The following is a 25,456-nucleotide window of genomic DNA, read 5'->3' as shown; positions in this document are numbered from 1 at the left end:
GCAGAAGGCGCCGACGATGGCCAGCAAGAAAGACACTTCCCCCACCGGAACGCCCGACATCCTGCCGCGGCCCGACTTCCACTTCACCGGTGAAACCGGCCGCACCTATCTTGATTCGGATCCGGCGCAGTTCCCGCAACCCGTGCAGCCGCCGCCCGGCGCACCCAACATCGTGCTGATTCTGCTGGACGATGTCGGCTTCGGCCAGTTCAGCACCTTTGGTGGCGGCGTCAGCTCGCCCACCATGGATCGCTTGGCCGCTGAAGGCCTGCGCTACAACTACTTTCATACCACCGCGCTGTGCAGCCCGACCCGCGCGGCGCTGATCACCGGCCGCAACCATCATTCGGCTTCGTTTGCCGGGATCACCGAATGCGCCACCGGCTTCGACGGTTACTGCTGCGTGCTGCCGCGAAACTGCGGCACGGTCGGCGAGGTGTTGCGACAGAACGGCTACGCCACGGCGTGGATCGGAAAGAACCACAACACGCCCACCTGGGAAACCAGCGCGGCCGGACCCTTTGATCGCTGGGCCAACGGGCTGGGCTTCGACTATTTCTACGGCTTCAATGCCGGCGACATGAACCACTGGAACCCGCTGCTGTTCGAAAACCGCGACTTGGTGCCGGCGCCGACCGACCCGGAGTACCACCTGACTGAAGATCTGGCCGACAAGGCAATCAACTGGGTGCGCAAGGTCAAGAGCATCGCGCCGGACAAGCCGTACTTCCTGTATGTCGCGCCCGGCGCCACGCACGCGCCGCACCAGGCGCCGAAAGAATGGATCGACAAGTTCAAGGGGCAGTTCGACATGGGCTGGGACGCGTACCGCGAACAGACCCTGGAACGGCAGAAGAAGCTGGGCGTGGTGCCCAAGGACACGCAGCTGACCGTGCGCTCGGCCGGTCTGCCGGCCTGGGACGGATTGAACGACGATCAGAAGCGCTTGTACGCGCGGATGATGGAAGTCTTTGCCGGCTACGGTGCGCAGGTGGATGCGGCGATGGGCCGGGTCATCGACGCGGTCAAGGCGCTGCCCGACGCCGACAACACGATCATCATCTACATCGCCGGCGACAACGGCTCCAGCGCCGAAGGCGGCCTGGAAGGCTCGCTCAACGAGAACCTGTTCTTCAACGGCTTCGTCGAGAAGTGGCAGGACAACCTGAAAGCCATCGACGAACTCGGCGGCCCCAAGCACTTCAACCACTTCCCGTCGTCCTGGGCGCATGCGATGAACACGCCCTTCCAGTGGACCAAGCAGGTCGCCAGCCATTTCGGCGGCACCCGCAATCCGATGATCATCAGTTGGCCCAAAGGCATCACCGACAAGGGCGGCCTGCGCCAGCAGTTCCTGCACACCATCGACATCGTGCCGACGCTGTACGAAGTCTGCGGCATTACCGCGCCGCGCCAGCTCAACGGCATTCCGCAGAAGGACATCGAAGGCATCAGCTTCGCCTTCACGTTTACTGATGGTAAGGCCGCAAGCAAACGGCGCACCCAGTACTTCGAACTGGCCTGCAATCGCGGCCTGTACCACGACGGCTGGATGGCGTCGGCGCCTTCGTTCGCGCCTTGGCAAGCCACGCGCCCTGAAGACTGGAATCCCGACAAGCAGATCTGGGAACTCTACAAACTGGACGAGGACTTCTCGCAAGCCAACGATCTGGCGGCGAAGTACCCGGACAAACTGCGCGAGTTGCAGGATCTGTGGTGGGTGGAAGCGTCCAAGTACAGCGTGTTGCCGCTGGACTGGCGCGGCACCATCCGTATGAATGCCGAGGCGATGGGCCGGCCCAGTCTGGTCGGCAAGCGCACCTCGGCCACCTACTACGAAGGCATGGTCGGGCTGGTGGATGCCGCCTGCCTGCCGATGCTCAACAAGTCCTGGACGATCACCGCCGAGGTGGACGTCCCCGACAAGGCGCAGGGAATGATCATCACCCAAGGCGGATCCGAAGGCGGCTACGGCCTGTACCTGCGCGATGGCAAGCCCACCTTTGTGTACAACTTCCTCGGCGTGGAGCGGCCCACCTTCGCGGCGGATGCCGCCCTGCCCGCCGGCAAGGCCACCATCGTGGCTGCGTTCAAGTACGACGGCGGCGGCATGGGCAAGGGCGGCACGATCACGCTGAGCGTCAACGGAAAGCAGTCCGCACAGGGGCGGCTGGAGCGCACGGTGCCCATCCAGTTCTCGATCGGCGAAGGCCTGGACGTGGGCATGGACAACGGCTCGGCGGTGGACTGGACGTACCAGATGCCGTTCAAGTTCACCGGCAAGATTGATCAGGTGACGGTGGAAATCCATCCGGAAGCCAAGAAGGAAGCCACGACATGAGCAACAAGACCGCCGCCGCACCCTCGGAGTTCGACACCCTCGGCCGCTCCATCCTGCCCATTCCGGATCGCGCCTTTGTCGGGCTGACCACCTACGACGCCAAGGATCCCAACACCGCCTATCCGCCGATCAAGGCATTGAGGCCTCCGAGCAAGGCGCCCAACGTGCTGGTGATCCTGGTGGATGACGCAGGCTTTGGCTCGTCGTCGGCATTCGGTGGCCCCTGCCACACGCCCAATTTCGAGAAGCTGGCCGCCGGTGGGCTCAAGTACACGCGCTTCCACACCACCGCCTTGTGCTCGCCGACGCGACAGGCGTTGTTGACCGGACGCAACCATCACTCCGTGGGCATGGGCGCGATCACCGAGATGGGCACCTCGGCGCCGGGCAACAGCGGCGTGCGGCCAAAGAACAAGGCGCCGCTGGCGGAGATCCTGAAGCTCAACGGCTTCTCCACCGCACAGTTCGGCAAATGCCATGAGGTGGCGCTGTGGGAAGTCACCCCGGTCGGGCCGTTCAACCAATGGCCAACCGGCTCGGGCTTCGAGCACTTCTACGGCTTTGTCGGCGGCGAGGCCAACCAGTACTACCCGGGCCTGTATGAAGGCACCAAGGCGATCGAACCGGACAAGACGCCGGAAGAGGGCTATACGCTCAACAATGATCTGGCCAACCGCGCGATCACCTGGATTCGCCAGCAGAAGGCGTTGATGCCGGACAAGCCGTTCTTCGTCTATTACGCGCCGGGCGCCACCCACGCGCCGCATCACGTGCCAAGGGAATGGTCGGACAAGTACAAAGGCAAGTTCGACGCCGGCTGGGACAAGCTGCGCGAGGAGACCTTTGCGCGACAGAAGAAGCTCGGCGTGATCCCCGCCGATGCCACGCTGACCGAACGGCATGCGGAAATCCCGGCCTGGGACGACATGGATCCGCAGCTGCAGCCGGTGCTGACGCGGCAGATGGAGGTGTATGCCGGCTTCATGGAGCAGACCGATCATGAGATTGGTCGCGTGCTGGATGCGGTGCGCGATCTGGAGCTCATGGACGACACCCTGATCTATCTGATCATCGGGGACAACGGCGCCTCCGCCGAAGGCACCATCAATGGCTGCTTCAATGAGCTGCCCACGCTCAACGGCATGCCCGATATCGAAACGGTGGAGTTCCTGCGCAGCCGCGTCGACGATTTCGGCACGCCCAAGGCCTACAACCATTACGCCGTGGGCTGGGCACATGCACTGTGCACGCCGTATCAGTGGACCAAGCAGATTGCCTCGCACTGGGGCGGCACCCGTAATGGGCTGATCGTGCACTGGCCCAACGGCATCCAGGCCAAGGGCGAGCTGCGCCACCAGTTCCATCACGTGATCGACGTGGCCAAGACCGTCCTGGAAATCTGCGACCTGCCCGAGCCGACCATCGTCAACAGCATCGCCCAGGCGCCGCTGGAAGGCGTGACCATGTTGCCGACCTTCAGCGATGCCAAGGCCGAAGAAAACCATGTGGTGCAGTACTTCGAGATGATGGGTAATCGCGGCCTGTACCTGAAAGGCTGGACCGCGTGCACGCGACATCGCACGCCGTGGAAGGCCGACGTACCGCCGCCGTTCGATGAGGATGTCTGGGAACTCTATTCGCCCGATGACTGGACCCAGTCCAACGACATCGCCGCCAAGGATCCCAAGCAGTTAGCCTACCTGCAGCGGCTGTGGCTGATCGAGGCGACCAAATACAACGTGGTGCCGCTGGATGACCGCGGCTTTGAACGGGTCAATCCGGATATTGCCGGGAGGCCGCAGCTGATCGTGGGCAAGAGCCAGTTGCTGTTCCAGGGCATGCGGGTCAGCGAGGCCTGCGTGCTCAACGTCAAGAACACCTCGCATACGGTGACGGCGCAGGTGCAGATTCCCGACAAGGGCGCCGAAGGCGTGCTGATCACGCAGGGCGGCGAGTACGGTGGCTGGACCTTCTACTGCAAGGACGGCAAGCTGAAGTACTGCTACTGCTTCTTCGGCATCGAGCACTACATCATCAGTTCGGACGACAAGCTGCCCAGTGGCGCGCATCAGCTGCGCATGGAGTTCAAGTACGACGGCGGTGGCCTGGCCAAGGGCGGTGACGTGTCGCTGTACTGCGACGGCAAAGCCATCGGCAAGGGCCGGGTGGAGAAGACCCAGCCGATGGGCTATTCCGCGGACGAAGCCTGCGATGTCGGCGGCGATACCGGCTCGCCGGCGTCACCGGAGTACGGCAACTCCGGCAACAGTTTCACCGGCACGATTGACTGGGTGCAGCTGGATGTCGGCGAGGACAACCATGATCACCTGATCAAGCCAGAGGACCGGTTGCGGCTGGCGATGGCGCGGCAATGAACTCGATGGGCGCGGGCCGGCACGGCGCCCGTCAGCCGGGTTCGCTGCCGGCGCTGGCGCTCGTGTGGCCCCGCGACGAGGTCGGGTCCAGGGTGCTTGCCTGGCGTATGCCGGCCTCGGCAAACGCACTCAACACCATCAGGCGCAGGTCGCTGGCGATGCGCTGCTGGTCCACGCCGGTCTCGATCTCCAGCCAGTAACGCATGACAAAGGTGAGCGCATCGCCGCTGGTGGCGACGAGTTGCACCACCGGCGTCGGCGCTTCGAGCAGTTGCCCGTGGCGCTGCATGACTTCGCGCAGCGTGTCCATGACCTCGCGCGGCTCGCTGCGCGGGTCGACCAGGATCGTCATGGTCTGGCGCACGCTGCGGGAACGGAAGGTCAGGTTGCGCACGCTCTGTTCGACCAGGATGGAGTTGGGGATCAGGATCTCGGCGCCGTCGCCGTCGCGCACCACCGAGGTACGCAGGTCGATATCGATGACGGTGCCGCGCAACGCACCCACTTCGATCACATCGCCGAGCCGGAACGGGCGCTCGATCAAGACCAGGATGCCGCTGATCAGGTTCTTGAACAGATTCTGCGTGCCAAAGCCCACGCCGATCGCAATCGCACCACCGGCAAAGGCGAAGGCGGCGAGTGGAATGCCGGCCAGGGCCAGGCTGGCCAGCGTCCATGCGCATACCAGCACACCCAGGGTCCAGCGCCGCACCAGACGTGCGCGCGCTTCATCCACACCGCGCCGGCGCGCGCGACGCTCGGCCCACGCGGTCAGGCGGAAGCTCAGCAACAGGCCCAGCACCAGCAGCAGCGGGGCCTTGACCAGTTTGCCGACCGTGACGCCGCGGGCGACGGTGGTCTTGCGGCCATCCACGTCGACCGACTGGTTGACCGCAAACAACTCGAAATCCCAGAGCTTTTCCAGCCATGCGCCGAAGGCGGCGGTGCGCAAGGCCAGTTGTTCGCGCCAGCCGGCCCTGCCCAGGCGTTCCTCGAAATCCTCGCGCAGGCGTTCCAGCAGGCTTTCGGTCTGGCGCGCATCGCGCACGGCCAGCTGCAGGCGCCGCAGGCGCAGATCCAGCACCGCGCGCAACGCCGCCTGCTCGACACGCTCCGAATCGGACACCGCGGAATGCAGGGTGTCGAGCGCACCCATGCGATCCATCAACTGGCTGGCCGTCACCGTCAGGAAGTCGCGACGCCGTTGCAGCCGCTGCTGCAGGCGCGGTCCCTGTTCGCGCGCTTCGATCAAGGCCGACGCATCGGCATCGCGATGCAGGCGCAGCGCCAGTTGCCAGGCCGCCTGCTCGATGGAGAGATTGGTCTGTGCTTCGCGGGTCAGGTCCAGCTCCATGTCGGCATTGACCAGGCGCTCGGCCGGCACTTTGGTGCCGGCGGTGCCGGATCGGCTGGCGGCTTGCCAGGCCGCGCGCGCGCGTTCGCGCTCGGCCATCGCCTGCTCCAGTCGCAACTGCAGCGCGTGCTGGCGATCCTGCAGGCGCCGGGAAAGCTCGGCTTCGTCGCGGGCCGTGGGGACCAGGGACGCTCCCGCCGCGACCAACGACAGACGTCGGCTCAGCTCGCTGCGCTGGCGCTTTGCCTCATCGCGTTGCAGCGCCAGCACACCGGCCAGCAGATCGATTTCCGCCACCACCGATTCGGACAACTGCATGTCCAGGTGCGCCAGTTCGCGCTTGATCGGGGGCGTATCACCGGCATCGGCCAGGCTGCGCCAGGCGGCCACCCGATTGGCCAGGCGCAACGCCGCGCTGTCGCGTTCGTCCTTCAGCAGTTCCAGCCGCTGGCTGTCGCCCTGCGCGGTCGCCTGCTGTTCCTGCACCTGCCGGCGCAGGTCGTCGCGCTCCAGCAAGCCGCCCAGCGGGGCCGATGCAGGCAACGGCGCAGCCAGCACCCGCGCCGCATCGGCGCGCGATTGCTCCAGATCCCGCCGGCGCTCCAGCGAAGTGAGCAGCTGGCGTTGCATCAATGCCAGCAGCTTGGCGTCGGCCGACGCATCACCGGGCGCCGCTTGCTGCTGACGCAGCGCGGCAATGCGCGCATCCAGCGTGTCGCGCGATTCCTGCGCCATGACCGGCATGGCACAGACCAGGACGATGACCCACAGCGCACGCATGATCATGCACCCGCCTCCCTGATTGCCCAGCCAGCGGCCTGCCGCAGCATCCGCCCGCCCATGATGGCGCAGGCCATGCCTGCCGCAAGCGCAATCAGACCAACGGATTCGCCCCGACCCGGGGACTAGCGGGCGTAGCGGCCCAGCAACTGCATGATGGCCTCGGCCTCGCGGGCGCGTACCGCCTCGGTCTTGCCTGCCACGACATGCTCGTTCAAGTGGCCTTTGAGCACTTCGATCATCAGGGCCTGCATCGCGCCCTTGGCGGCGGCGATCTGGACGAGTACGTCGGAGCAGTCCGCCTCGCCCTGCAGCGCGCGCTCGAGTGCGGCCACCTGGCCACCGATGCGGCGGACGCGGGTGAGCAGCTTCTTCCGATCGCGGTGCACATGGGACATGAGCGGATCGTATACCCTATGGGGGTATCTAGCCAATCCGTTCTGTCATGAATCTCGAAGCCGTCGCCGCCGCCCGTCGCCACTCCCACGCCTTTGACGAGGGCAATCCGCTGGCGGAGCGCAATACGCGTCGCGCGATGTGGCTCACCGTCATCATGATGGTGATCGAGATCAGTGGCGGCTGGTGGTTCAACTCGATGGCGGTGCTGGCCGATGGCTGGCATATGAGTTCGCATGCGCTGGCGCTGGGACTGTCGGTGTTCGCCTACGCCTGCGCCCGACGCTTCGCCAACGATCGCCGTTTTGCCTTCGGCACCTGGAAGATCGAGATCCTCGGCGGCTACACCAGCGCCATCCTGTTGCTGGGCGTGGCCGGGCTGATGGTGTATCAGTCGGTCGAGCGACTGTTCCATCCCGGCGTCATCCACTACGAGCAGGCCATCCTGATTGCCATCGTCGGCCTGGCGGTCAATCTTCTGTGCGCGTGGTGGCTGCGCGATCACCATGATCATGATCATGGGCACGGACATGGACATGGACATGGATATGGACATGGACATGGACACGGTCACACGCACCACGCCGGGCACATGCCGCATGACCCACACCGGCACGACCACGATCATGATCATGACCATCACCATGATCACGACCATGCCCACAGCCACCACCACCACGACTTGAACCAGCGCTCGGCCTATCTGCATGTGTTGGCGGATGCCGCCACGTCGGTGCTGGCGATCGTCGCCCTACTGGGGGGGCTGTTCTTCGGCGCGGCCTGGCTGGATCCGGTGATGGGACTGGTCGGCGCCGCGCTGGTGTCCGTGTGGGCGTGGGGCCTGGTTCGCCAGACCGGCCGCGTGCTGCTCGATGCACAGATGGATGCACCGGTGGTCGCCGAAGTTCGCGAGGCCATCGAGGAAGGCCCGTGGGCAGCGCGCATCAGCGACCTGCATGTCTGGCAGGTGGGCCGCGGCAAGTTCGCCTGCGTGGTGGAGGTGGTGGCTGCGCCTGGTGTCAGCGCGGAGGACTTCAGGCAGGCGCTGGCCGTGCATGAGGAGCTAGTGCATGTGACGGTGGAGTTGGTGGAGGCGGCATAGCGCTGCCAACGGGTGTCCGGGACATCCGTACCGCGTCGTATCTGGCATGGTGCCGGCATGCCGCCCATGCCAGGATGGCGTTGGGTAGACTGCCGCTATGGCCGCGCACCAGCGGGCCGCAAGTACAGGGAGGATGGCTTCGCATGAAACCACGTACTTCGATGATGCTGTTGCTGGGCGTGGTGATCGCCGCCATGGCCGTGTGGCATGTGGTGGACGAGCGTGCGCCCTTCCGCAGTCGCAGCGCAGGCGCTGATGCCCTGGCTGCCACGCACGACCCGCAGATCGCCAACGGAGAACAAGACGCGACGGATGGATTTGCCGTCGGCGCCTTGGGCGCAACGCAGGAGCAGGTCGCCGCCGACGTCGCCGTGGCGGCAGCTGGCCCTGCAACACGTTTCCATCCGCGCCCGCTCAGCGCGGACAACCAACAGCGCGTGGATGCCGCCCTCGCCCAGTTGCAGGGGCCGGATGCGCCCACGTCCGACTTCGTCAAGCGCATCACCGATCGCCTTGCCAACGAAACGCCTGATGTCGACTGGGGACGTCGCGTGCAGATGGACCTGGAGGACGACTTCGCCAAGCGCGCCAGTGTCCTGCACAACCTGGAGATTGCCGACGCGCAATGCGCCCAGAGCGTGTGCGCGCTCTACGCGGTCGCGCCCGGCGACAACCCCCAGGCGCCCGGTGCGGACTGGCAGCGTTTCATGAGCGATACCTTCGGCCAACCGCAGCGGCGTAATCAGCTGACGCCGCAGATGACGTCGGTGATGGTGATTGATGGGCGCGTTGTCTACGTGACGTTTGTGGAGCGGAAGTAACGCCGACCTGCCGTCAGTCGACGAGTGCAACCCTTACCGTCATGCAGGCGCGGCCCCGGAGGCCTGACTGGTCGGCATGCTGGGCGGATACGCCGAGACGACTCCCGTCAGGCGCAGCTGCGACAACGGCAGCCACGCGGTGGCGCGATTGAAGCGCAGGCTGAAGACTTGGCCGTGTACTGCGGTCAGCGTGGCCTGCAGTGGTTCGCTGTGACCGAGCACGGTGGCCGTCAGGCGTGCCAACGGGGCCTCCACCGCCGTCATGGGCAAGCGTGGCGCGGGCGATGGGTCGCGCGAGCGATGCACAAAGATCAGCAGGCTGCCGTCCGCCTCCAGGCGCACATCATCGAAGCTGCCGAACTGCCGATCGACCAAGCCCTTGATGTGTACGGGCAAGGCGCTCTGCAACAGTTCCAGCGCCCAGTCCTGTACAGGATTGAGCGATTTGCCGGACAAACTGAGCCGCGCCAGCAATCCGCCAATGCCCGGCTTTTGCGTGTACTGAGGCGGGATCGCGCCACGCTTCCAGCGTCGCCAGGCCGCCCAGATCAATGCTGCGACGGTAAAGGAGATGCACACTGCATAGACGGTCAGGCTGATTTGGCCTGCACTCGACTCCAGCGCGTAGTAGCCACGCGTGATGCGCCCCGGCATGGGTACCCGTCCGCTCACGACAGGCATGCAGACGAGTTCCATGGCGGAACTGGCCAGAAGCGGCAGGAAGGTCACCAGCAGGAGGACGGCGTTCGCCCGCGATGGGATATCGCGCTTTTTTCTGTAGCGCAGCATCGGCAGGGTCAGCACGCCGACCAGCACGCCCACGCAAGCGGCGATCAGCAACAGCCCGCGCAATGCTTCGAGTACGCCCATCTTTCCTCTCCCTGGAATTACAACCGCGCCTGCAGCCCCGACACCCGGCTGGCATGCCGCCCCAACGCCTCGCGTATTACCGCCTCGCTGCCCAGGACATGCAACTCGCGCTTGGCGCGGGTGATGCCGGTGTAGATCAACTCGCGCGAGAGTACCCGATTGCCGTGCGCCGGCAACACCAGCCAGACCGCATCGAACTCCGAGCCCTGCGCCTTGTGCACGGTCATGGCGAAGGCGCTTTCGTGCGCCGGCAACGTGGCCGGATGGAAGGCGCGCAGGCTGCCTTCCTCGCCGCCGGGGAACCAGGCGACCAGCACGCCATCGGCATCGCGCAGGCACACGCCGATGTCGCCGTTGAACAGGCGGTGGCGGTAACTGTTCTCGGTGATCTGCAACAACCTGCCGGCAAAGTAGCTCGAGCCCGGCGCATCACCGGCGCGGGCGATGCCGCCACGCTGGCCGAGCAGGCGCGCTTCAATGCGCGCGTTCAATCCGCGCGCACCCTGCGGACCTTCGCGCACGGCGGTGAGCAGGCGCAGTTGCGAAGCCAGGTGCAGGGCTTGAACGGGATCGCTCTGCGTCGCCAGCGCTTGCCAGTGAGCCAGCAGCGGATCGCCGTCACGCTGCAGGGGATCGCTGGCGTCTTCGTGGAAATGCACGCCGTGCAGCTCACCCCTGCGCAGCAACGACAGGCTGCGTGCGGCGTCGCCTTCGCGCACGGCCTGCGCCAACGGTGCCAGATCGAAGCCGGCGTGTTGGCGATAGCCGGTCTGCAGATGAAGGCGACGACCGGCGAAGCCGGATGTTGCAGTGATAACCGGGGCGCCAGTGCCCAGCAGAGGCGACAGCGCTTCGGCATCGTCGGCAGGCAGGCCTTCGCCGCTGCCTGCCGCACGCAGGATCGCGGCCAGCACATCGCCGGCTTCCACCGAAGGCAGCTGATCGGGATCGCCCAGCAGGATCAGGCGCGCGCCGTCCGGCACGGCTTCCACCAGCTTGGTCATCAAGGGCAGGTCGACCATCGAGGCTTCGTCGATCACGATCACATCGAACGCCAGCGGGTTGTCGGCATCGTGACGGAAGCGTGGCGAATCGGGGATGGTGCCAAGCAGGCGGTGCAGGGTGCTGGCGCTGGCGGGCAGCGCGGCGATGAGTTCTGCATCCATGCCGGGTGCGTTCTGCAGCACCTCGCGCGCACGGCGCAGGCTTTCGGCCATGCGTTCCGCGGCGCGTCCGGTGGGGGCGGCCAGGGCGATACGCGGCGCGGCTGCATGATCCTGCTGCGCCTGCGCGGCCAGCAGCACCAGCAGACGGGTGATGGTGGTGGTCTTGCCGGTGCCCGGGCCACCGGTAATCAGCAGCAGGTTGTGGCGCAGCGCCAACGCGGCGGCCTGCGCCTGGCGATCCGTGGATCGTTCTCCGCTGGGGAACAACTGGGCGAACAGCGGCGCCAACGTCGTGATCGCTGTCGTTGCCGGCGCGCTCGCGGCGATACGTTGCAGTCCGCTCGCCAGGCGGCGTTCGTACTCGCGATAGCGGCGCAGGTAGACCAGGCCATTCTCCAGCACCAGCGGTGCGGCCTCACTTGCCACTTCCTCCAACACCGCCGGGGTTGTGACCCAGGGCGAGGCGGTCAGTTCGGCCAGCCAGGTGTCCGCGGAGGGCCAGTCAAATTCGCCCTCGACGATGCTTGCTGGTGCAGCGGGATCGAATCCCGCATTGCCCTGCGCCACTGCCAGCGAGGCCAGCGCGGCGGCCACCAGCACGCTGTCGGTTGTTTCGGCACGCAAGCGCCGCAGGCTCTGCGCCAACGCATGGTCGAGGGTGCGCAGCGCACCGGCGCGCCAGAGCTGATCGAACAGGCTCATGCGGCACCTGCCTGGGCGGCGAACAGCGCATCCAGTGCATGCACCAGCTCGGGCGCGAACTGTTGTGCGTGGATACCCGGCGCATCGGCACGGGTGACATCCAGGCCACGGCAGAACAGATAGCGGATGCCGCCGAAGTCGCGGGCGTAGTCGTAGCCGGCGCCCAGGCGGAAGCGCAGCCAGCGGTGCAGCGCCAACGTGTACAGCAGCGCCTGCAGATCGTATTCGCTGTGCTGCATGGCCTCGGCCAGGGCGCGCGTTTCATAGGACGGCAGGCGATTGGACTTGTAGTCCAGCACGTACCAGCGACCTTCGTGCTGGTAGGTCAGATCGATCTTGCCGGTCATCAGTCCTTCCAGCTGCCGGCGCAGGCCGAAGCCGCGGCGATCGGCCACCACGCCGTGCGCATGCAGCAGGTCCAGCAAGGCGTCCACGCGGGTGGGCTCGAGTGCAAAGTGGAACTCGATTTCGGCGCGGCGTGACTGCGGCGGTTGATCAGCCAGGCGCAGTCCTTCCGGCAAGGTCACGGTCAGGGTCTGGCCGATCAAGGGCGTGAGCGTGACCACGCCATCGTCGATGTCTTCCTGCGCGTAGCCGCGACCGCGCAAGGCCGCCGCCAGGATCTGTGCCTGACCCTCGGGCGCGGCCTGCTCCGGCTGCCAATCCGCCCAACGCTGGAAGTCGGTGCGCTCGAAGGCATCGTGCAGGGTCACGCCGAAGCGGGTGCTGGTGAAACGCGGATCCACCGGCGCCAGTACGGGTGCGGTGTCGTCCTCACTCACTGGCGGTTCGTCATGGCCGCCTTGCGGCTCCACGGTGGCTTGGGCCAGCACGGGTTCCGCACCGGCATCGGCATGGCTGAGCTGGGTGAAGCTGTAGACCCACCAGTCGCGCGCAATCATCCGATGCGCGCTGCGGGCGGGCGGCACGGGCTCGTCGTCGGGTTCGCGCCAGCGTGGCGGGCGCGGTTCCGCCGGGCCTTCGATCACGGCGATCTCCGGTTGCGAACGCAGCGCGTCCAGATCGCGCAGCATCGGCGCAACGGCACTATCCGCAGCCTGGTAGAACGGGCCACTGGCGATCCACAGCGCGTGTTCGGCGCGGGTCAGTCCGACATACAGCAGGCGCGCGTCTTCTTCGGCATCTTCCTGCGCCTTGGCTTGCACCACCGCCTGCCAACGCGGCTCGTCCTTGGCCAGTTTCCAGTGCAGCACGCGCTGACCCTGCTCATGCACGGTGCAATGGCGACCACGCTCACTGCGCCCACCACCGATGCCGATGAAGGGCAGGAACACCAGCGGATACTCCAGGCCCTTGCTCTTGTGCAGGGTGACGATCTGCACGCGGGCCGCATCGGACTCCAGCCGCAGCAACTGCGCCTCGTCGTCGATGTCGGCTTCGGCGATGCGTTGCTGCAACCAATCCGACAGGCCTTGCGGGCCCAGCGTGTGGGTGCTGGCTTCCTGCAGCTGTTCGGCCAGTTGCAGGTAGTTGGTCAAGCGGCGTTCGCCGTCCACCAGCTCCAACAGGCGCGGTGCGTGTTCGGCGCAGAGATCGGTGATCAAGGCCAGGGCGCCGTCCTGCTGCCAGCGTGCGCGCCAGGCCAGCGCGGCATGCTGGTGGCGTTGCCACGGCGTGCCGGCATCGCGTAGTGCGGCCAGTTGCGCCGCGTCCAGCCCCAGCAACACCGTCGCCAGCGCCGTACGCAGACGCCCGTCGTCGGCCGGATGCAGCAGCGCTTGCAGCAGTGCATCCAGCTCCTGCGCTTCATCGGTGGCGAACAGGCTCTGCCGGCCCGCCGCCACGGCGGGAATGCCGACGGCGGCCAGCGCACGCTGGATGCGCGTGGCCTCGCCATGCTTGCGCACCAGTACGGCGATGTCGCCGGGTCGCACCGGCTGGCCGTCAATCTGCGCACGTCCCTGCTGGGCGAGGCTGAGCCAATCATGGATTGCGGCCACGCACGCTTGGGTGGCGCGCTGGCGCGAGAGCTCGGCGTTGAAGGCGCCGACGGGATCCGTTTCGCCGGGTGTGATCACGCGCAGCGTCAGGGCCGGAGCCGCGCGGTCGTCGCGCAACAGATCCCGATCCTGGCGTTTGTCGCCGGCCTGCACCGGTTCAAAGCGGATGCCTGGTTTGAGGAAGGCCTCCTCGCCGGCGTTGGCATACAGCGCATCGATCGCGCGCAACACCGATGGACGCGAACGGAAGTTGCGGTCGAGCCGGGGAGCCAGCGTGGCCTCGTCGCGCGCACGCAGGTAAGTGTCGACGTCGCCGCCGCGGAAGCCGTAGATCGCCTGCTTGGGATCACCGATCAGGAACAGTGCGCGATCCTCACCCTCCTGCGCAGACGCGGCGAACAGCGTGCGGAAGATATCCCACTGGCGCTCGTCGGTATCCTGGAACTCATCCACCAGCGCCGTGCGGTACTGCGCCCGCAGGCGCTGGATCAACACGGGCCCCTGCGGGCCCGCCAGGGCCTGGTGCACGCCTTCGATCAGATCATCGAAGGTCTGCACCCGTCGCTGCGTCTTGAGCACATCCAGCCGCCCGTGCGCCTGCGTGCGCAGGGCATGCAGCAAGGCCAGGCGGCGCTGATGCTGCCAGGCCTGCCAGCGATCATCGGCCTGCCACCACTCATGCAAGGCGTCGAACAGCGGCGATGCGGGCGCCGCGCCACGCTGGTCTTCCCTGCAGAAACCGGGCAGGTTGTGCGGCAGCAGTTTTTCCAGATGGCCGTCGCGTGGCCAGGTGCCGGCGCGGCGGCCCGCCTGCAGATCGGCGAAGGCCTGGGCAAAGCTGGGGCGGCGCGCGCGGCGGCCATCGAAGATCCTGCGGTCGAAGGCGGCCTCGATCAGCGCCGCCGCGTCTTCGGCATGGATATCGATGGCGTCAGCCAAGGCCTGCGTCGCCTCGATCAGCGCCGCGCTCGGGTCTTGCGTTTCCACCGGCAACGGCAGCAGTGGCAGAGGTTGCAGCAAGGCGCGCAGATCCTCGGCCAGTGCCTCGGGATTGGGCCAGGTCTGCGCCAGCAGGCTGACGTAGTCGCTGTCTGCGGCGTAGTGGCGCCAGAGATCGGCGGCCAGTTCTTCGCGCAGCGCGCGATCACCGCCCAGCAACTCCGGAGCGTCCAAGGCCTGCCCACTTTCCAGCGCAAGTTCGCGCAGCACGCGTGCGCAGAAGCCGTGGATGGTGAAGATCGCCGCCAGGTCGATCTCGTCCGCCGCTGCACGCAAGCGCTTGCCCAGCGCGGCGCTGGATTCATCGCCGACCAGCAGGTGGCGGCGCAGGATCTGCGCGCTGAGCTGCGACTCGGCGTCGGCAGACGGTACTACCACCAGATCGGGATTGCGTTCCAGCTCGCGCGCGGCCAGCGACAGGCGTTCGCGGATGCGCTTGCGCAGTTCCTGCGTGGCGGCTTCGGTAAAGGTCACGGCCAGAATCTCGCCTGGTCGCAAGCCCTGCTCCACCACCAGCCGCGTATACAGCGTGGCCAGGGTGTAGGTCTTGCCGGTGCCGGCGCTGGCTTCGATCAGCTGCACGCCGTGCAGCGGCAGGCTCAGATAGGGATCGATGCGCGCGCTCATGCCGGCGCTCCGCCATGCAGCAGCAAGCCGTAGATGTGCTGGCTCAGGCCGACAAAGGTGTCGGTGACCACCTCATCCTCGAACAGATCGCGACCGCGCAACGCCAGCCGCCAGGCCGGATCGTCGCCTTCGCTCCAGCGATCACCCTCGCTATGCCACTGCGCCTGCGCCGCTTTCAATCCGCTTTCGGCGCTGCGCGCCTGCAGCAGCGCCCAGCCGCTGTACGGCGCGAACGGCAACGGCTCTTCCAAGCCTTGCTTGTATAGACCGATCAGCTGCGCAAGCGCCGCATGTGCCTGCTGCGGATCCAGCGGCGCGCGCGGATGCGGACCGACATGCTCGTCCTGGTGGAAGCGCACCATCGGTTGCGCCAGTCCTGCCGCGCTGGCCAGCAACCAGTCCAGGCCCTGGCGGATGACCGCCGGTCCATTGAGTTCGCCAAAGCGCAGACGCGCATAGCCGTGTGGATAGACCGACTCCAGCCGCGCCTGCAGACGCACGCCGTCGACGTCGACCGCCAGCAGCGGCGCCTGCATCTGCGCATCGCCACGCCAGCCGGCAAAGGCTTCGGCATAGGGCGCGATTTCTTGCTGCAGCGCTTGCAGCTGGCGCTGGCCCAGCGGGCCGGAAGGCAGCAGTCCGCGTGCGCGAAGCGTCGGATACAAATCGCGGTCCGGATCTTCAAGCAGGCCCTGGAAAATGGCCTGCTGCAGGCGTTGGCGGTCCAGGCCGCCGCCGGCCACGCTCAGCGGCTCGCGATCGTCGGCCAGTTCCGCCGCCTCGGGCAGGCGCAGGGCCAGAGTCTGGCTGAGGTAATGGGCGGCAGGCGACATCAGGAAGCGACGCAGCTGATGCAGCGGCATCACCGTCTCATCCGCCGGCGGCGTCTGCGCGCTGCCATCGAACCAGGGTGCCAGGCGTTGGCGTTCACCGCGTCCGGCCAGCGCTGCCGGGCGCCAGTTCTGTCGATAGCTGAAGCGTCGCGGTTCCCCGGCCTGGCCGAACGCGCTGGCGGCGAAAGGCTGCAGCGAATGACGCACCACCATCTGCGTCGCGGCATCGTCGCGATCCTGGTGGTAATCCGCAGCGGCCTCGATCAGTTCGCTCACCAGCACCGAGGGCTCGCGCACGCTGCCGTCGCGAGGGTCCGCGCCCAGGTAGCTCAGATAGAACACGTCCTGCGCCGAGGCGAACAGCTGCAGGAACAGGAAACGATCGTCCTCGCGGGTGGAGCGATCACCGTGGCGGCGACGTTCGCTGCCCAGCTCCGCGGTCAGGCGATTGAGTCCGGCGGCAGGGTCACGGCGCGGATAGTCGCCATCGTTGAGGCCCAGCACGCAGATCGCACGGAACGGCAGCAGCCGCATCGGCACCATCCGGCCAAAGCTGATGCCACCGGTGAGCAGTGGCGCGCGGGTGTCGGCTTCGGCAAGCAGGCCGGCGAAATGGCTGCGCACCACTTCCGCCGGCACGCTGCCGACGTAGCCGGCTTGTACGGCGTTGTCGGCGAAATCATTGATCAGGCTGCGCAGACGCTCGAGCGTGCGCGCGGCGACGGGATCGCGCGGCGTGCCGGGAATCAGGGCTTCCAGCAGCGCGAGCAGGCGCTCACGCCACTGCGCCGGGTCCAGCGCCTCGGCAAGCGTGCGTTGCTGGCGCGCGAGGACGCGCAGCAAACGAATCAAGGTATCCAGCGCAGCCAGCGACCCGCCTTCCAGTTCCGGCCACGGCGCCACGCCGGCGATCTCGCCTTCGCTGCCGCTGGCGTGTCCCAGCAGCAAGCGCTCCAGCGCGAAGGCCCAGGTGTAGGCGTCATCGCGCGGCGCCTGGTGTTGCGCGCGGTGCGCGGCATCCACGCCCCAGCGCGCGCCGGCGGCATGCAGCCAGCCGCGCAGGCGCTCCAAGGCATCGCTGTCCAACTGCGCGGCTTCGGCAATCGGCGGACTGGCCAGCAGGTCGAGCATTTCGTGCAGGCCAAAGCGCGACAGCGGCAGGCCAAGCAGGCGCAGGAACACATCGGCCAGCGGCTCGCCGGCCAGCGCACTGGTATCGGCCAGCGCATACGGCAGGCTCTGCCCACCCTGCCCGCCGAACACCGCTTCCAGGTAGGGCACGTAAGGATCGATATCCGGCGCCAGCACGGCGATCTCGCGTGGCTGCAGTGGCGGCTGGAAGCGTTCGTCTTCCAGCAGCGCGCGCAGCTGATCGTGCAACACCTGCACTTCGCGCAGGCGGGTATGGCAGGCGTGGACCTGCAGACTGGGATCCTGGCGATCCACTTCGCTGCGCTGCACCGAGGGCAGCGCGTTGCGGTGGAACAGATCCCGCTGCAACTGCTGCAGCAAGGTCAGCGGCGCGTGGGCATCCGCCGGGCCCGGCTCGGCATAGGCGCCAAACTCACCGCGCGGATGCACCACCTCGTAGCTGCCCAGTACCGCCATGAAATCGCGACCGGCCGCGCCCCAGGCTTGCAGCAGGCGACTCTCGCCGCCGGCCTCGGCAAAGGGATCAGCCACGCCCGCGCGCAGACGCTCGCCCAGGGTTTGCAGATCGCCCCAGTAAGCCTGGGTGGGTGTGGGCAGATAGAAATGGGTGGTGCCCACCCGCCCCTGGGTGGCGATCACGCGCAGCACGTCCGGTGAAATGTTGAGCGTGGCGAAGGCGAACAGGCGCGCGGGCAGGCCGGCCGGCAAGGCCGATCCCGGCTCGCCATGGCGATCCAGATAGGCCTGGATGCGACGCGCACGATGCGATTGGCCGCCGGCAATACGCCGCCACAGGATGGCTTGCGGATCATCCGGGTCCGCGCCGGCCTCCCAGCGCAGCAACCAATCGCGGCGCCAGGCTTGGTACTTCTCGAACACACCGGCCAATTCGTTGGCCAGGGCCCAGGGTTTGACCGGATCCTCGTGCGACAGATACGCACGCATGCCGGCCATGGCCGGCATGGCCAGCACCACCGGATCGCGCAGGGCCGCGTACAGGCGCCAGCTCAAACCTGCGGCATCCAGATCGTCTTGTTCGCCGGCGACGTTGGCATCCAGGGCCTGGCGGACAAACTCACCCGGGGTCAGGAATTCCAGATTGGCCGCCACGCCGTACTGCTTGGCCAGTGTCGCCTGCAGCCAGCGGCGCATGGCCACCTGCGGAATCAGCACGGTGTCCGGTGTCAGCAGCGATTGCCCGGGCGCGGGCTGGCGCAATTCGGCGGCCAGCAAGCCAGCCAGCACGTCCAGCGAATTGGAGTGATAGAGGCGGAAGTCGGACGGCGATCCCTGCATCGCGCCATTGTGCCGCACAAAAACCAACGGCGTCCCACATCTACATGGGGACGCCGTTGGCGGGTGCTGCTGGCGGGTGAAAACTCAGTAACGCTTTTCGATGTTGAGCATCACGCCGTGGTCGGTGCCGTTGCTGTCATCCACCACGCCGTTGTACTCGATGCGTGTGGACAGGCCGTTGTCCGCGTTGAAGCCTAGGCCGATACCGAGCAGGAAGCGGCTGCGGTCGAACACCGGCAGGCTGGTGCGGTAGAACGGGCCGGACATCAGGTCGGCGTACTGCATGGTGGCGCTGCCGTTGCCCTGGAAGTCGTACTGGTACTCCAGACGTAGCTGCGGCGTCAGCGCACCCCAGCTCGTGGTCTTCTGGAAATCCATGCGCAGGCCCAGGTTGCCGGTGCTGCTGTCCACGTCCATGTCCTGGTAGTGCAATGCGTACAGCGCATCGCCCTGCTCGGTGTAGCCATCGAGCGTGGCACGTGCCAGGTCCAGGCGTGCATACGGGGTCAGCTTGAAGCTGGCGTACTGCAGGTCGGCACCGGTGGACAGCGAAGCAAACCACTGGCCACCATCGCGCGAGCCGCTGACATGGCCACCGTTGGCGGTGACGTAACGACGCAGTTCGTACGACAGGTCCTGATAGCCGACCAGCGCATCCAGGAACAGCTTGCCCGGGTGGTAGCTGGCATAGCCGGCGAGCGTGTAGGCCTTGCCCTCGCTGCGGCTGCCCTGGTTGCCAATCTCGCTGTCGTCGCGACCCCAGCCCAGACCCAGGCCAATGGCGAAGCGGTCATTGACGCGATAGTCGCCACCGACACTCAGGCCATCGGTCTCGAAATCCACGCGCGCGCGATTGTTGCGGCTGTCCTGGTTGCCGCTGCGGATGGCGCCGCCGGTCCACAGGCCGAACGGGTTGTTGGATTGCGAGGCATTGCCCGCGTCCACCGCCGACGCATCACGCAGACCCGGATTGACGCCATCGCGTTCGCTCGTCTGCTGGTTGCATAGCTGGTTGGGCAGGCTTTGCGCACCGGCCGCACCCTGCATGCCATCGCGGCAATGCGGCGTGTTGGCCTGGAAGGTGACGCCATTGCTGAAGCCGGTGCCGCCGTGATGCAGGCTCTCCAGGCGGCGCTGGAAATTGTTGAGCTGCGCGCTGGCAAAGCGACGGGTTGCCTGTGCCTGCGCGTTGAGCAGGCCCTGCACTTCCGCATCCAGAGTCGGGTCGGGGCGTGATGTCACCTGGAACTCGATGCTCGCCTCGGCCGAGGTGGCAAACGCGTTGTCGAGGGTGAAGGTCGCCGTGGCCACGCCGGAGAACGCAGCCGCAGGCGTAAACGTCAGCACGTAACGCGCATCGTCGCCGGTTCCCTGCTGGGCGATGGTCGCCGTGCCGGCCTGCGCCGGCGACAACGACACCAGCGCCGCGCCGGTGAACGGACCGCCGGTCGCGCCTTCGGTCAACTCCACTTCCACGGCGATGCCTGCCGCGGCATTGATCGTGCGCGACACCGCCACCGGCACGGGATTCACCGTCACCGTCACCGTGGCCGCGGCAGACGTGCCGCCCGGACCCGTCGCGGTGTAGGTGAAGCTGTCCTCGCCCGAGTAACCGGCCGCCGGCGTGTACTCCACGTTCAAGCCGTTGACCGTGGCCGTGCCATGCGTCGGCGGCGTGACCACCGCGATGCTGGTGATGACGCCAACGTCGTTATCGGTGACGTCGATGCTGACGCTCGCCCCCGACAAGACGTGTGCAGTGTCTTCGGCTGTCGTCGGCGGTGCGGCCGCGATCGTCCAGGCATAGGCCTGCGCACCCGTGAAGCCGTAGGCATCGGTCGCGGTGACGGTGAAGTTGAACGCGCCATCCACCGTGGGTGTTCCGCTCAACACGCCGGCATTGCTCAGGCTCACGCCGGCGGGCAAGGCGCCGGCACTCACCGCAAAGGAGTACGCGCCAATTCCACCACTGGCGCTCAGTGCCTGCGAAAACGCGGTGCCGCGCACGCCGTTGCCGAGGGTGCCCGGTGCAACGGTGATGGCCGGCGCCGCGATGGTATAGGCAAATGTCTGCTCGCCTTCGTTGTCAAAGCGGTCGGTCGCGCGCAGAGTCAGGTTGAAGCTGCCGCTGACGACGGGTGTGCCGCTGAAGACGCCGCTGGAACTCAAGCTCATGCCCACCGGCAGGGCGCCCGCCACCACGCTGTACCGATACGGGCCGGTACCGCCGGTGGCCGTGATCGTGCTCGACTGCGCCGCACCCACGACGCCGTCGAACGGAGCAGACGCCGCCAGCGTAATCGTGGGCGCGGAGATCACGATCGTGTAGGCAACAGTGGTGTTGTAGCCGGCGTTGTCGGTGGAGCGGATGTTGGCGGTGTAGGAGCCCGGCGTGGTGGGTGTACCGGAGAGAACGCCGTTCGAGCTGAAGCTCGTGCCGACGGGCAGATTGCCGGAAGCGATCGCGTAGGTATAGGGCGCGATTCCGCCGGCGCTGGTCAGGGTGTAGCTGTACGGTGTGCCCGAAGTGCCGCCCGGCAAGACGGGCGGCGTGACGATGATCGTGGCCGGCGCAATCGTGTAGAGGAAAGTGCGCTCGCTGAAACTGCCCGTTTGATCGGTGGCGCGCACCTGCAGCGAATAGTTGCCATCACTGCGTGGCGTACCGGTCAACACGCCGAGCGAGTTGAAACTGACACCAAGGGGCAACGTCCCCGAGATCAACGCGAAGCTGTAGGGCGCAATGCCGCCGCTGGCGGTGATCGTGGCCGACAGCAGTGAACCTGCAGTGCCGTCGAGCGAACCCGAAGACGACAACGTGATGGCCGCCGGATTGACCACCCACGTATAGAGCGCCTGGGTAGCGAGGTTGTTGGCGTCCTTGGTTTCAATGGCAATGTTGAAGGTGCCTGACTCGGTCGGCGTGCCGCTGATCACACCCGACGCGCTCAAGGTCACACCCTGCGGCAACGGGCCATTGAACAGCGAGTAGCTATACGGCCCGATACCTCCGCTGGTGCTCAACGCCTGGTTGAAATAGGTTCCGGCCGTGGCCACGGGCAAGCTGGCAGGCGAGATCGTGAAGACGGGTCCGGTGACCTGCAGCGAGTAGTTCTGGGAGGTCGAGAAAGGCCCCATGCCAGTGCTGCTGTCGGACACACTGACGGTGAAGTTGAACAGGCCCACTTGCTCGGGTATGCCAGACAACTGGCCGGTGGCGGTATTGAACGACAGGCCGGCGGGTAGCGAGCCGGAGATGCCGTAGGTATAGGGGCCGACACCGCCGCTGCTGCTGAATCCCTGTGCAAAGGCGGCGCCGTAGGTGGCGGCGGGGAGCGCGCCGGCGCCCGGAAGCAGATTCAGTGTGGGCGCGGCGACGAACATCGGAAAGAGCTGGTCGACCGTGAACGGTCCTGCGCCGGTACTGCTGTCGCGGGCACGGGCGTTGATGTTGAAGGGGCCCGCCGCGGTGGGCGTGCCCGAGATGGTCACGCTGTTGGCCGTGGTTCCGGTGACGGTCACGCCGTCGGGCATGCCGGTCACATCGAAACTGTCATACGGCGACGTGCCGCCGGACCATACCAGCGTCTGCGTAAAAGGCTGGCCGACCTGGGCACTCCAGGAGCCCTGCGCATTGACCACGATGTTGGGATAGTCAACCACGATGCTGACGGTCGCGGGTGACGAGGTGCCGCCTGCATTGGTGGCGGTGTAGGTGAATGCGTCCGGTCCCGTGTAGCCATTGGCGGGTGTATAGGAGATGGTCGTGCCGACCGCCGTTGCCGTGCCATGCGTCGCCTGGGTGGCCACTGCCACCGACGTCGCCGGCGGCGTGGCCGAGATGGACAGCGTGATGGGATTGCTGGTGGAGTTCTGGGCTACGGTGGCGAAGGCCATGCCCACCATCGGCGGTGACACCGCCACCACCCGCAGACTGATGCCACGTGGCGCTGAGGTGTACGGACCGGTGCCGCTGCTGCTGTCGGTAGCAACGACTTCGAAGTTGAAGTCGCCTGACTGGCTGGGAGTTCCGGTAAGCGTGCCATTGCTGTTCAAGCTCAGGCCGGCCGGAAGCGCACCCGTGGTGACGGCATAGGAATACGGCTCTGTGCCGCCGCTGGCGCTGTTGAGTGCGGCCGAGTACGGCGAGCCTTGCATGGCGTCGGACAGCGTGGTGCCCGGCAGGGTGACCATGGCTGCACTGATGGACATCGTGTAACTGCGCGAACCGCCATGCGGCGCGCCTGCGCCGGTACTGCTGCCGTTCGCGCTGATCGTGAAGGTGTAGGTGCCGCCGGCCGTGGGCATACCGGTCAGGTTTCCGCTGGAACTCAAGGTCAAGCCTGGCGGAAAGCTGCCGCCCGAGACGTGGAAGGAGTAAGGCGCGATGCCGCCGCTGGCGGTGATGCTCTCGCCGTAGGGCACGCCCACCGTTGCGTTGGACAGCGAGACGGGGTTGAGGAAGGTCGTGGGTGGATCCACCACCAACAAGTAGGCTTGCGCGCCAATCGTCGCGTTGGAGTCGGTGGCGACGAGGGTGAAGCTGAAGGTGCCGGCTTCCGTGGGCAAGCCGCTCAACACACCCGTGGAGCTCAGGCCGACGCCCGCAGGCAGGGTCCCGGTGTATTGGTAGCTGTACGGCGCGCTGCCACCCGAGCCGGTGAAGGTCTGGCTGTAGAACGAATTGACCGTGGCCGCCGGCAAATTGGCCGGGGTGATGACAATCTGCGCCCAGGCCGAAGCCGTCAGGAACAGCGACATCAGCGCGACGGCGCCGACGAAAAACGCGCGGACACGGCCACGCGGCCGGTTCGGACTGGACCGATACATAGATTGGAATCCCCTGTTGCCATCCTGCGGCGAATCGGTCGCGCATACGTCCTGCGAGGGCGCGACCCCAAATGGCAGGCCCCCCCATTCCGGGCCCGCACCGCATTGGAACAGGAATTACACATTTCTTAAAGTTGTATCGGCCGAATAGGGAAACCCCGGCCGCTCCGGGAGGGCATGCAGGCGGGTGCGAGCTGGGGCACAATACCTGTACCGGACAGTTCGGTTTTGTTCAGCCGTGAACTGTGACTCTTCCTCGTTGGTTTTCCGTTAATCCCGATATCACGCGATGACTGCCGCCACCGCCGCCGCCCCCCTGTCCGCGCCTGCCGTGCGCCTGGCGGGCGTGCGCCTGGACCGCGGCAATCGCACGATTCTTCGCGACATTTCGCTGAGCGTGCCGGTGGGCAGCATCACCGCGGTGCTGGGCCCCAGCGGCAGCGGCAAGTCGACCCTGCTCTCGACCCTGACCGGCGAACTGCCGCCCGTCGCGGGCCAGGTTGACGTGTTCGGGCAGGCCGTGCCCGAGCGCAGCCATGCCCTGCTGGAGATGCGCAAAGGCATAGGCGTATTGCTGCAAGGCAATGGCCTGTTGACCGATCTGACCGTGGCCGAGAACGTCGCTCTGCCCCTGCGAACGCATACGCGCCTGGGCGACGCGCTCGTCCGGCGCATCGTCGACTTCAAGTTGAATGCCGTGGGCCTGCGTGCCGCCGCGGACCTGTATCCGCGCGAATTGTCCGGCGGCATGGCCCGCCGCGTTGCTTTGGCGCGCGCGCTGGCACTGGATCCGCCGCTGATGATCTACGACGAGCCACTGACTGGCCTGGATCCCATTGCCAGCGGCGTGATCATGAGCCTGATCCAGCGGCTCAACCGCACCCTGGGCCTGACCAGCATCATCGTTACCCACCACGTGCACGAGACCTTGCCGATTGCCGATCACGCGGTGGTGATCGCCAATGGCGGGCTTGTGTTCACTGGTACGCCGGCGGAACTGGAGAACACCACCGACCCGCTGGTGCGGCAATTCCTGCGCGGCGAGCCCGATGGTCCGATCGCCTTTGATGCGATCCAGCGCGGAGCCACTGCCTGATGCCGTTTGTTGCCGCCACCCGTTCGCTGGGCCGCGCCGGCCTGTTCTCGCTGTCCGTGCTGCGCGCTTCGCGCCCCACCCGCGACTTCTTTGCCGAGCTGACCCGCGAGATCTACAAGATTGGCGGCCGTTCGCTGCCGATCATTGCCGTGGGCGGCGCTTTCGTCGGGCTGGTGCTGACCCTGCAGGGTTTCCGCACGCTGTCGACCTTTGGCGCCACCGATGCGCTGTCCACCCTGCTCGGGCTCTCGTTGTATCGCGAGCTGGGCCCGGTACTGACGGCGCTGTTGTTCATCGGCCGCGCCGGCAGTTCGATCGCCGCCGAGCTGGGGCTGATGCGCGCCACCGATCAGATCAAGGCGCTGGAACTGATGGCCATCGATCCGGTCGCCAAGGCGGTGGCGCCGCGCTTCTGGGCGGCGGTGCTGACCGTGCCGCTGTTGACCGGCTTCTTCTGCAGCCTGGCCATCGCCGCCAGCTACTTCGAAGCCGTGCATGTCCTGGGTTTGGACAACGGCACCTTTTGGTCGGCATTGCAGAACAGTGTGGACTTCTGGGATGACTTTGGCGTCGCCCTGTTGAAGTCGGCCGTGTTCGGCGGCACCAGCGCGCTGGTCGCCGCTTACGTGGGCTACCACGCCGAGCCCACCATCGAAGGCACCTCGATCGCCACCACGCGCGCGGTGGTCAACGCCTCGCTGCTGGTGCTGATGTTCAATTTTGTCCTTTCCGCTTTGCTTTTCCGGAGTTGATGC

At 66.5% G+C, this 25,456-nt stretch carries 13 protein-coding genes; 6 read left to right on the top strand and 7 right to left on the bottom strand.

The window, feature by feature from the left end:
- Positions 1–16 precede the first annotated feature (16 nt).
- Both B5X78_RS09400 and B5X78_RS09395 read left to right on the top strand, forming a co-directional pair.
- The gene (locus B5X78_RS09400) at positions 17–2,341 is read left to right on the top strand and encodes an arylsulfatase (RefSeq protein ID WP_079724138.1); all 2,325 of its coding nucleotides are present in this window, start codon (positions 17–19) and stop codon (positions 2,339–2,341) included.
- Positions 2,338–4,716 carry an arylsulfatase gene (locus tag B5X78_RS09395; RefSeq protein ID WP_079724137.1) on the top strand — a complete coding sequence of 793 codons (2,379 nt, stop codon included), beginning with the start codon at positions 2,338–2,340 and terminating at the stop codon, positions 4,714–4,716. The genes B5X78_RS09400 and B5X78_RS09395 overlap by 4 nt, the downstream gene beginning before the upstream one ends.
- Positions 4,717–4,747: 31 nt before the next feature.
- Here B5X78_RS09395 and B5X78_RS09390 read toward each other — a convergent pair whose 3' ends face one another.
- A complete protein-coding gene (locus B5X78_RS09390) occupies positions 4,748–6,856 on the bottom strand; it encodes a mechanosensitive ion channel domain-containing protein (RefSeq protein WP_079724136.1) in 2,109 nt (702 codons plus the stop codon).
- 119 nt (positions 6,857–6,975) lie between these two features.
- On the bottom strand, positions 6,976–7,248 hold the full coding sequence (locus B5X78_RS09385; RefSeq protein ID WP_079724135.1) for a metal/formaldehyde-sensitive transcriptional repressor: 273 nt from the start codon (positions 7,246–7,248) through the stop codon (positions 6,976–6,978).
- 47 nt (positions 7,249–7,295) lie between these two features.
- On the opposite strand from B5X78_RS09385, the gene dmeF reads away from it, so the two are divergent.
- Together dmeF and B5X78_RS09375 are read left to right on the top strand one after the other, a co-directional pair.
- Positions 7,296–8,348, top strand: a complete 1,053-nt coding sequence (gene dmeF, locus B5X78_RS09380) for a CDF family Co(II)/Ni(II) efflux transporter DmeF (protein ID WP_079724134.1) — start codon at positions 7,296–7,298, stop codon at positions 8,346–8,348.
- 143 nt (positions 8,349–8,491) lie between these two features.
- Complete coding sequence (locus tag B5X78_RS09375) at positions 8,492–9,169, top strand: hypothetical protein (protein ID WP_139381481.1); 678 nt, start codon at positions 8,492–8,494, stop codon at positions 9,167–9,169.
- Positions 9,170–9,208: 39 nt separating this feature from the next.
- Here the strand turns inward: B5X78_RS09375 and B5X78_RS09370 are convergent, their stop codons facing one another.
- The 5 genes from B5X78_RS09370 to B5X78_RS09350 all read right to left on the bottom strand — a co-directional run bounded on the left by B5X78_RS09370 (position 9,209) and on the right by B5X78_RS09350 (position 23,536).
- Positions 9,209–10,009 carry a hypothetical protein gene (locus tag B5X78_RS09370; protein WP_139381480.1) on the bottom strand — a complete coding sequence of 267 codons (801 nt, stop codon included), beginning with the start codon at positions 10,007–10,009 and terminating at the stop codon, positions 9,209–9,211.
- Between the two features lie 47 nt (positions 10,010–10,056).
- Positions 10,057–11,907, bottom strand: a complete 1,851-nt coding sequence (gene recD / locus B5X78_RS09365) for an exodeoxyribonuclease V subunit alpha (protein WP_079724131.1) — start codon at positions 11,905–11,907, stop codon at positions 10,057–10,059.
- Complete coding sequence (recB, locus tag B5X78_RS09360) at positions 11,904–15,494, bottom strand: exodeoxyribonuclease V subunit beta (protein WP_079724130.1); 3,591 nt, start codon at positions 15,492–15,494, stop codon at positions 11,904–11,906. The genes recD and recB overlap by 4 nt, the downstream gene beginning before the upstream one ends.
- Positions 15,491–18,775, bottom strand: coding sequence for an exodeoxyribonuclease V subunit gamma (gene recC / locus B5X78_RS09355; RefSeq protein ID WP_079724129.1), 3,285 nt, complete (start codon positions 18,773–18,775; stop codon positions 15,491–15,493). The genes recB and recC overlap by 4 nt, the downstream gene beginning before the upstream one ends.
- Positions 18,776–18,859: 84 nt before the next feature.
- Positions 18,860–23,536, bottom strand: a complete 4,677-nt coding sequence (locus B5X78_RS09350) for a putative Ig domain-containing protein (RefSeq protein ID WP_176140814.1) — start codon at positions 23,534–23,536, stop codon at positions 18,860–18,862.
- 358 nt (positions 23,537–23,894) lie between these two features.
- On the opposite strand from B5X78_RS09350, the gene B5X78_RS09345 reads away from it, so the two are divergent.
- Together B5X78_RS09345 and B5X78_RS09340 are read left to right on the top strand one after the other, a co-directional pair.
- On the top strand, positions 23,895–24,701 hold the full coding sequence (locus B5X78_RS09345) for an ABC transporter ATP-binding protein (RefSeq protein WP_079724127.1): 807 nt from the start codon (positions 23,895–23,897) through the stop codon (positions 24,699–24,701).
- Entirely contained in the window at positions 24,701–25,453 is a 753-nt protein-coding gene (locus B5X78_RS09340; RefSeq protein WP_079724126.1) for an MlaE family lipid ABC transporter permease subunit, read from the top strand. Before B5X78_RS09345 ends, B5X78_RS09340 begins: the two co-directional genes overlap by 1 nt.
- Positions 25,454–25,456 lie beyond the last annotated feature (3 nt).

It is taken from the genome of Pseudoxanthomonas indica (assembly GCF_900167565.1).
GTDB classification, from domain to species: Bacteria; Pseudomonadota; Gammaproteobacteria; order Xanthomonadales; family Xanthomonadaceae; genus Pseudoxanthomonas_A; species Pseudoxanthomonas_A indica.
The sequence above is the reverse complement of the archived record's forward strand: the minus strand, read 5'-3'. Positions and strand labels throughout refer to the sequence as shown.

Excerpts from the sequence above, each read along its gene's own strand:
- B5X78_RS09400 (WP_079724138.1), top strand. The coding sequence starts at position 17 with ATGGCCAGCAAGAAAGACACTTCCCCCACCGGAACGCCCGACATCCTG.
- B5X78_RS09395 (WP_079724137.1), top strand. The coding sequence starts at position 2,338 with ATGAGCAACAAGACCGCCGCCGCACCCTCGGAGTTCGACACCCTCGGC.
- B5X78_RS09390 (WP_079724136.1), bottom strand. The coding sequence starts at position 6,856 with ATGATCATGCGTGCGCTGTGGGTCATCGTCCTGGTCTGTGCCATGCCG.
- B5X78_RS09385 (WP_079724135.1), bottom strand. The coding sequence starts at position 7,248 with ATGTCCCATGTGCACCGCGATCGGAAGAAGCTGCTCACCCGCGTCCGC.
- dmeF (WP_079724134.1), top strand. The coding sequence starts at position 7,296 with ATGAATCTCGAAGCCGTCGCCGCCGCCCGTCGCCACTCCCACGCCTTT.
- B5X78_RS09375 (WP_139381481.1), top strand. The coding sequence starts at position 8,492 with ATGAAACCACGTACTTCGATGATGCTGTTGCTGGGCGTGGTGATCGCC.
- recD (WP_079724131.1), bottom strand. The coding sequence starts at position 11,907 with ATGAGCCTGTTCGATCAGCTCTGGCGCGCCGGTGCGCTGCGCACCCTC.
- recB (WP_079724130.1), bottom strand. The coding sequence starts at position 15,494 with ATGAGCGCGCGCATCGATCCCTATCTGAGCCTGCCGCTGCACGGCGTG.
- recC (WP_079724129.1), bottom strand. The coding sequence starts at position 18,775 with ATGCAGGGATCGCCGTCCGACTTCCGCCTCTATCACTCCAATTCGCTG.
- B5X78_RS09350 (WP_176140814.1), bottom strand. The coding sequence starts at position 23,536 with ATGTCGCTGTTCCTGACGGCTTCGGCCTGGGCGCAGATTGTCATCACC.
- B5X78_RS09345 (WP_079724127.1), top strand. The coding sequence starts at position 23,895 with ATGACTGCCGCCACCGCCGCCGCCCCCCTGTCCGCGCCTGCCGTGCGC.
- B5X78_RS09340 (WP_079724126.1), top strand. The coding sequence starts at position 24,701 with ATGCCGTTTGTTGCCGCCACCCGTTCGCTGGGCCGCGCCGGCCTGTTC.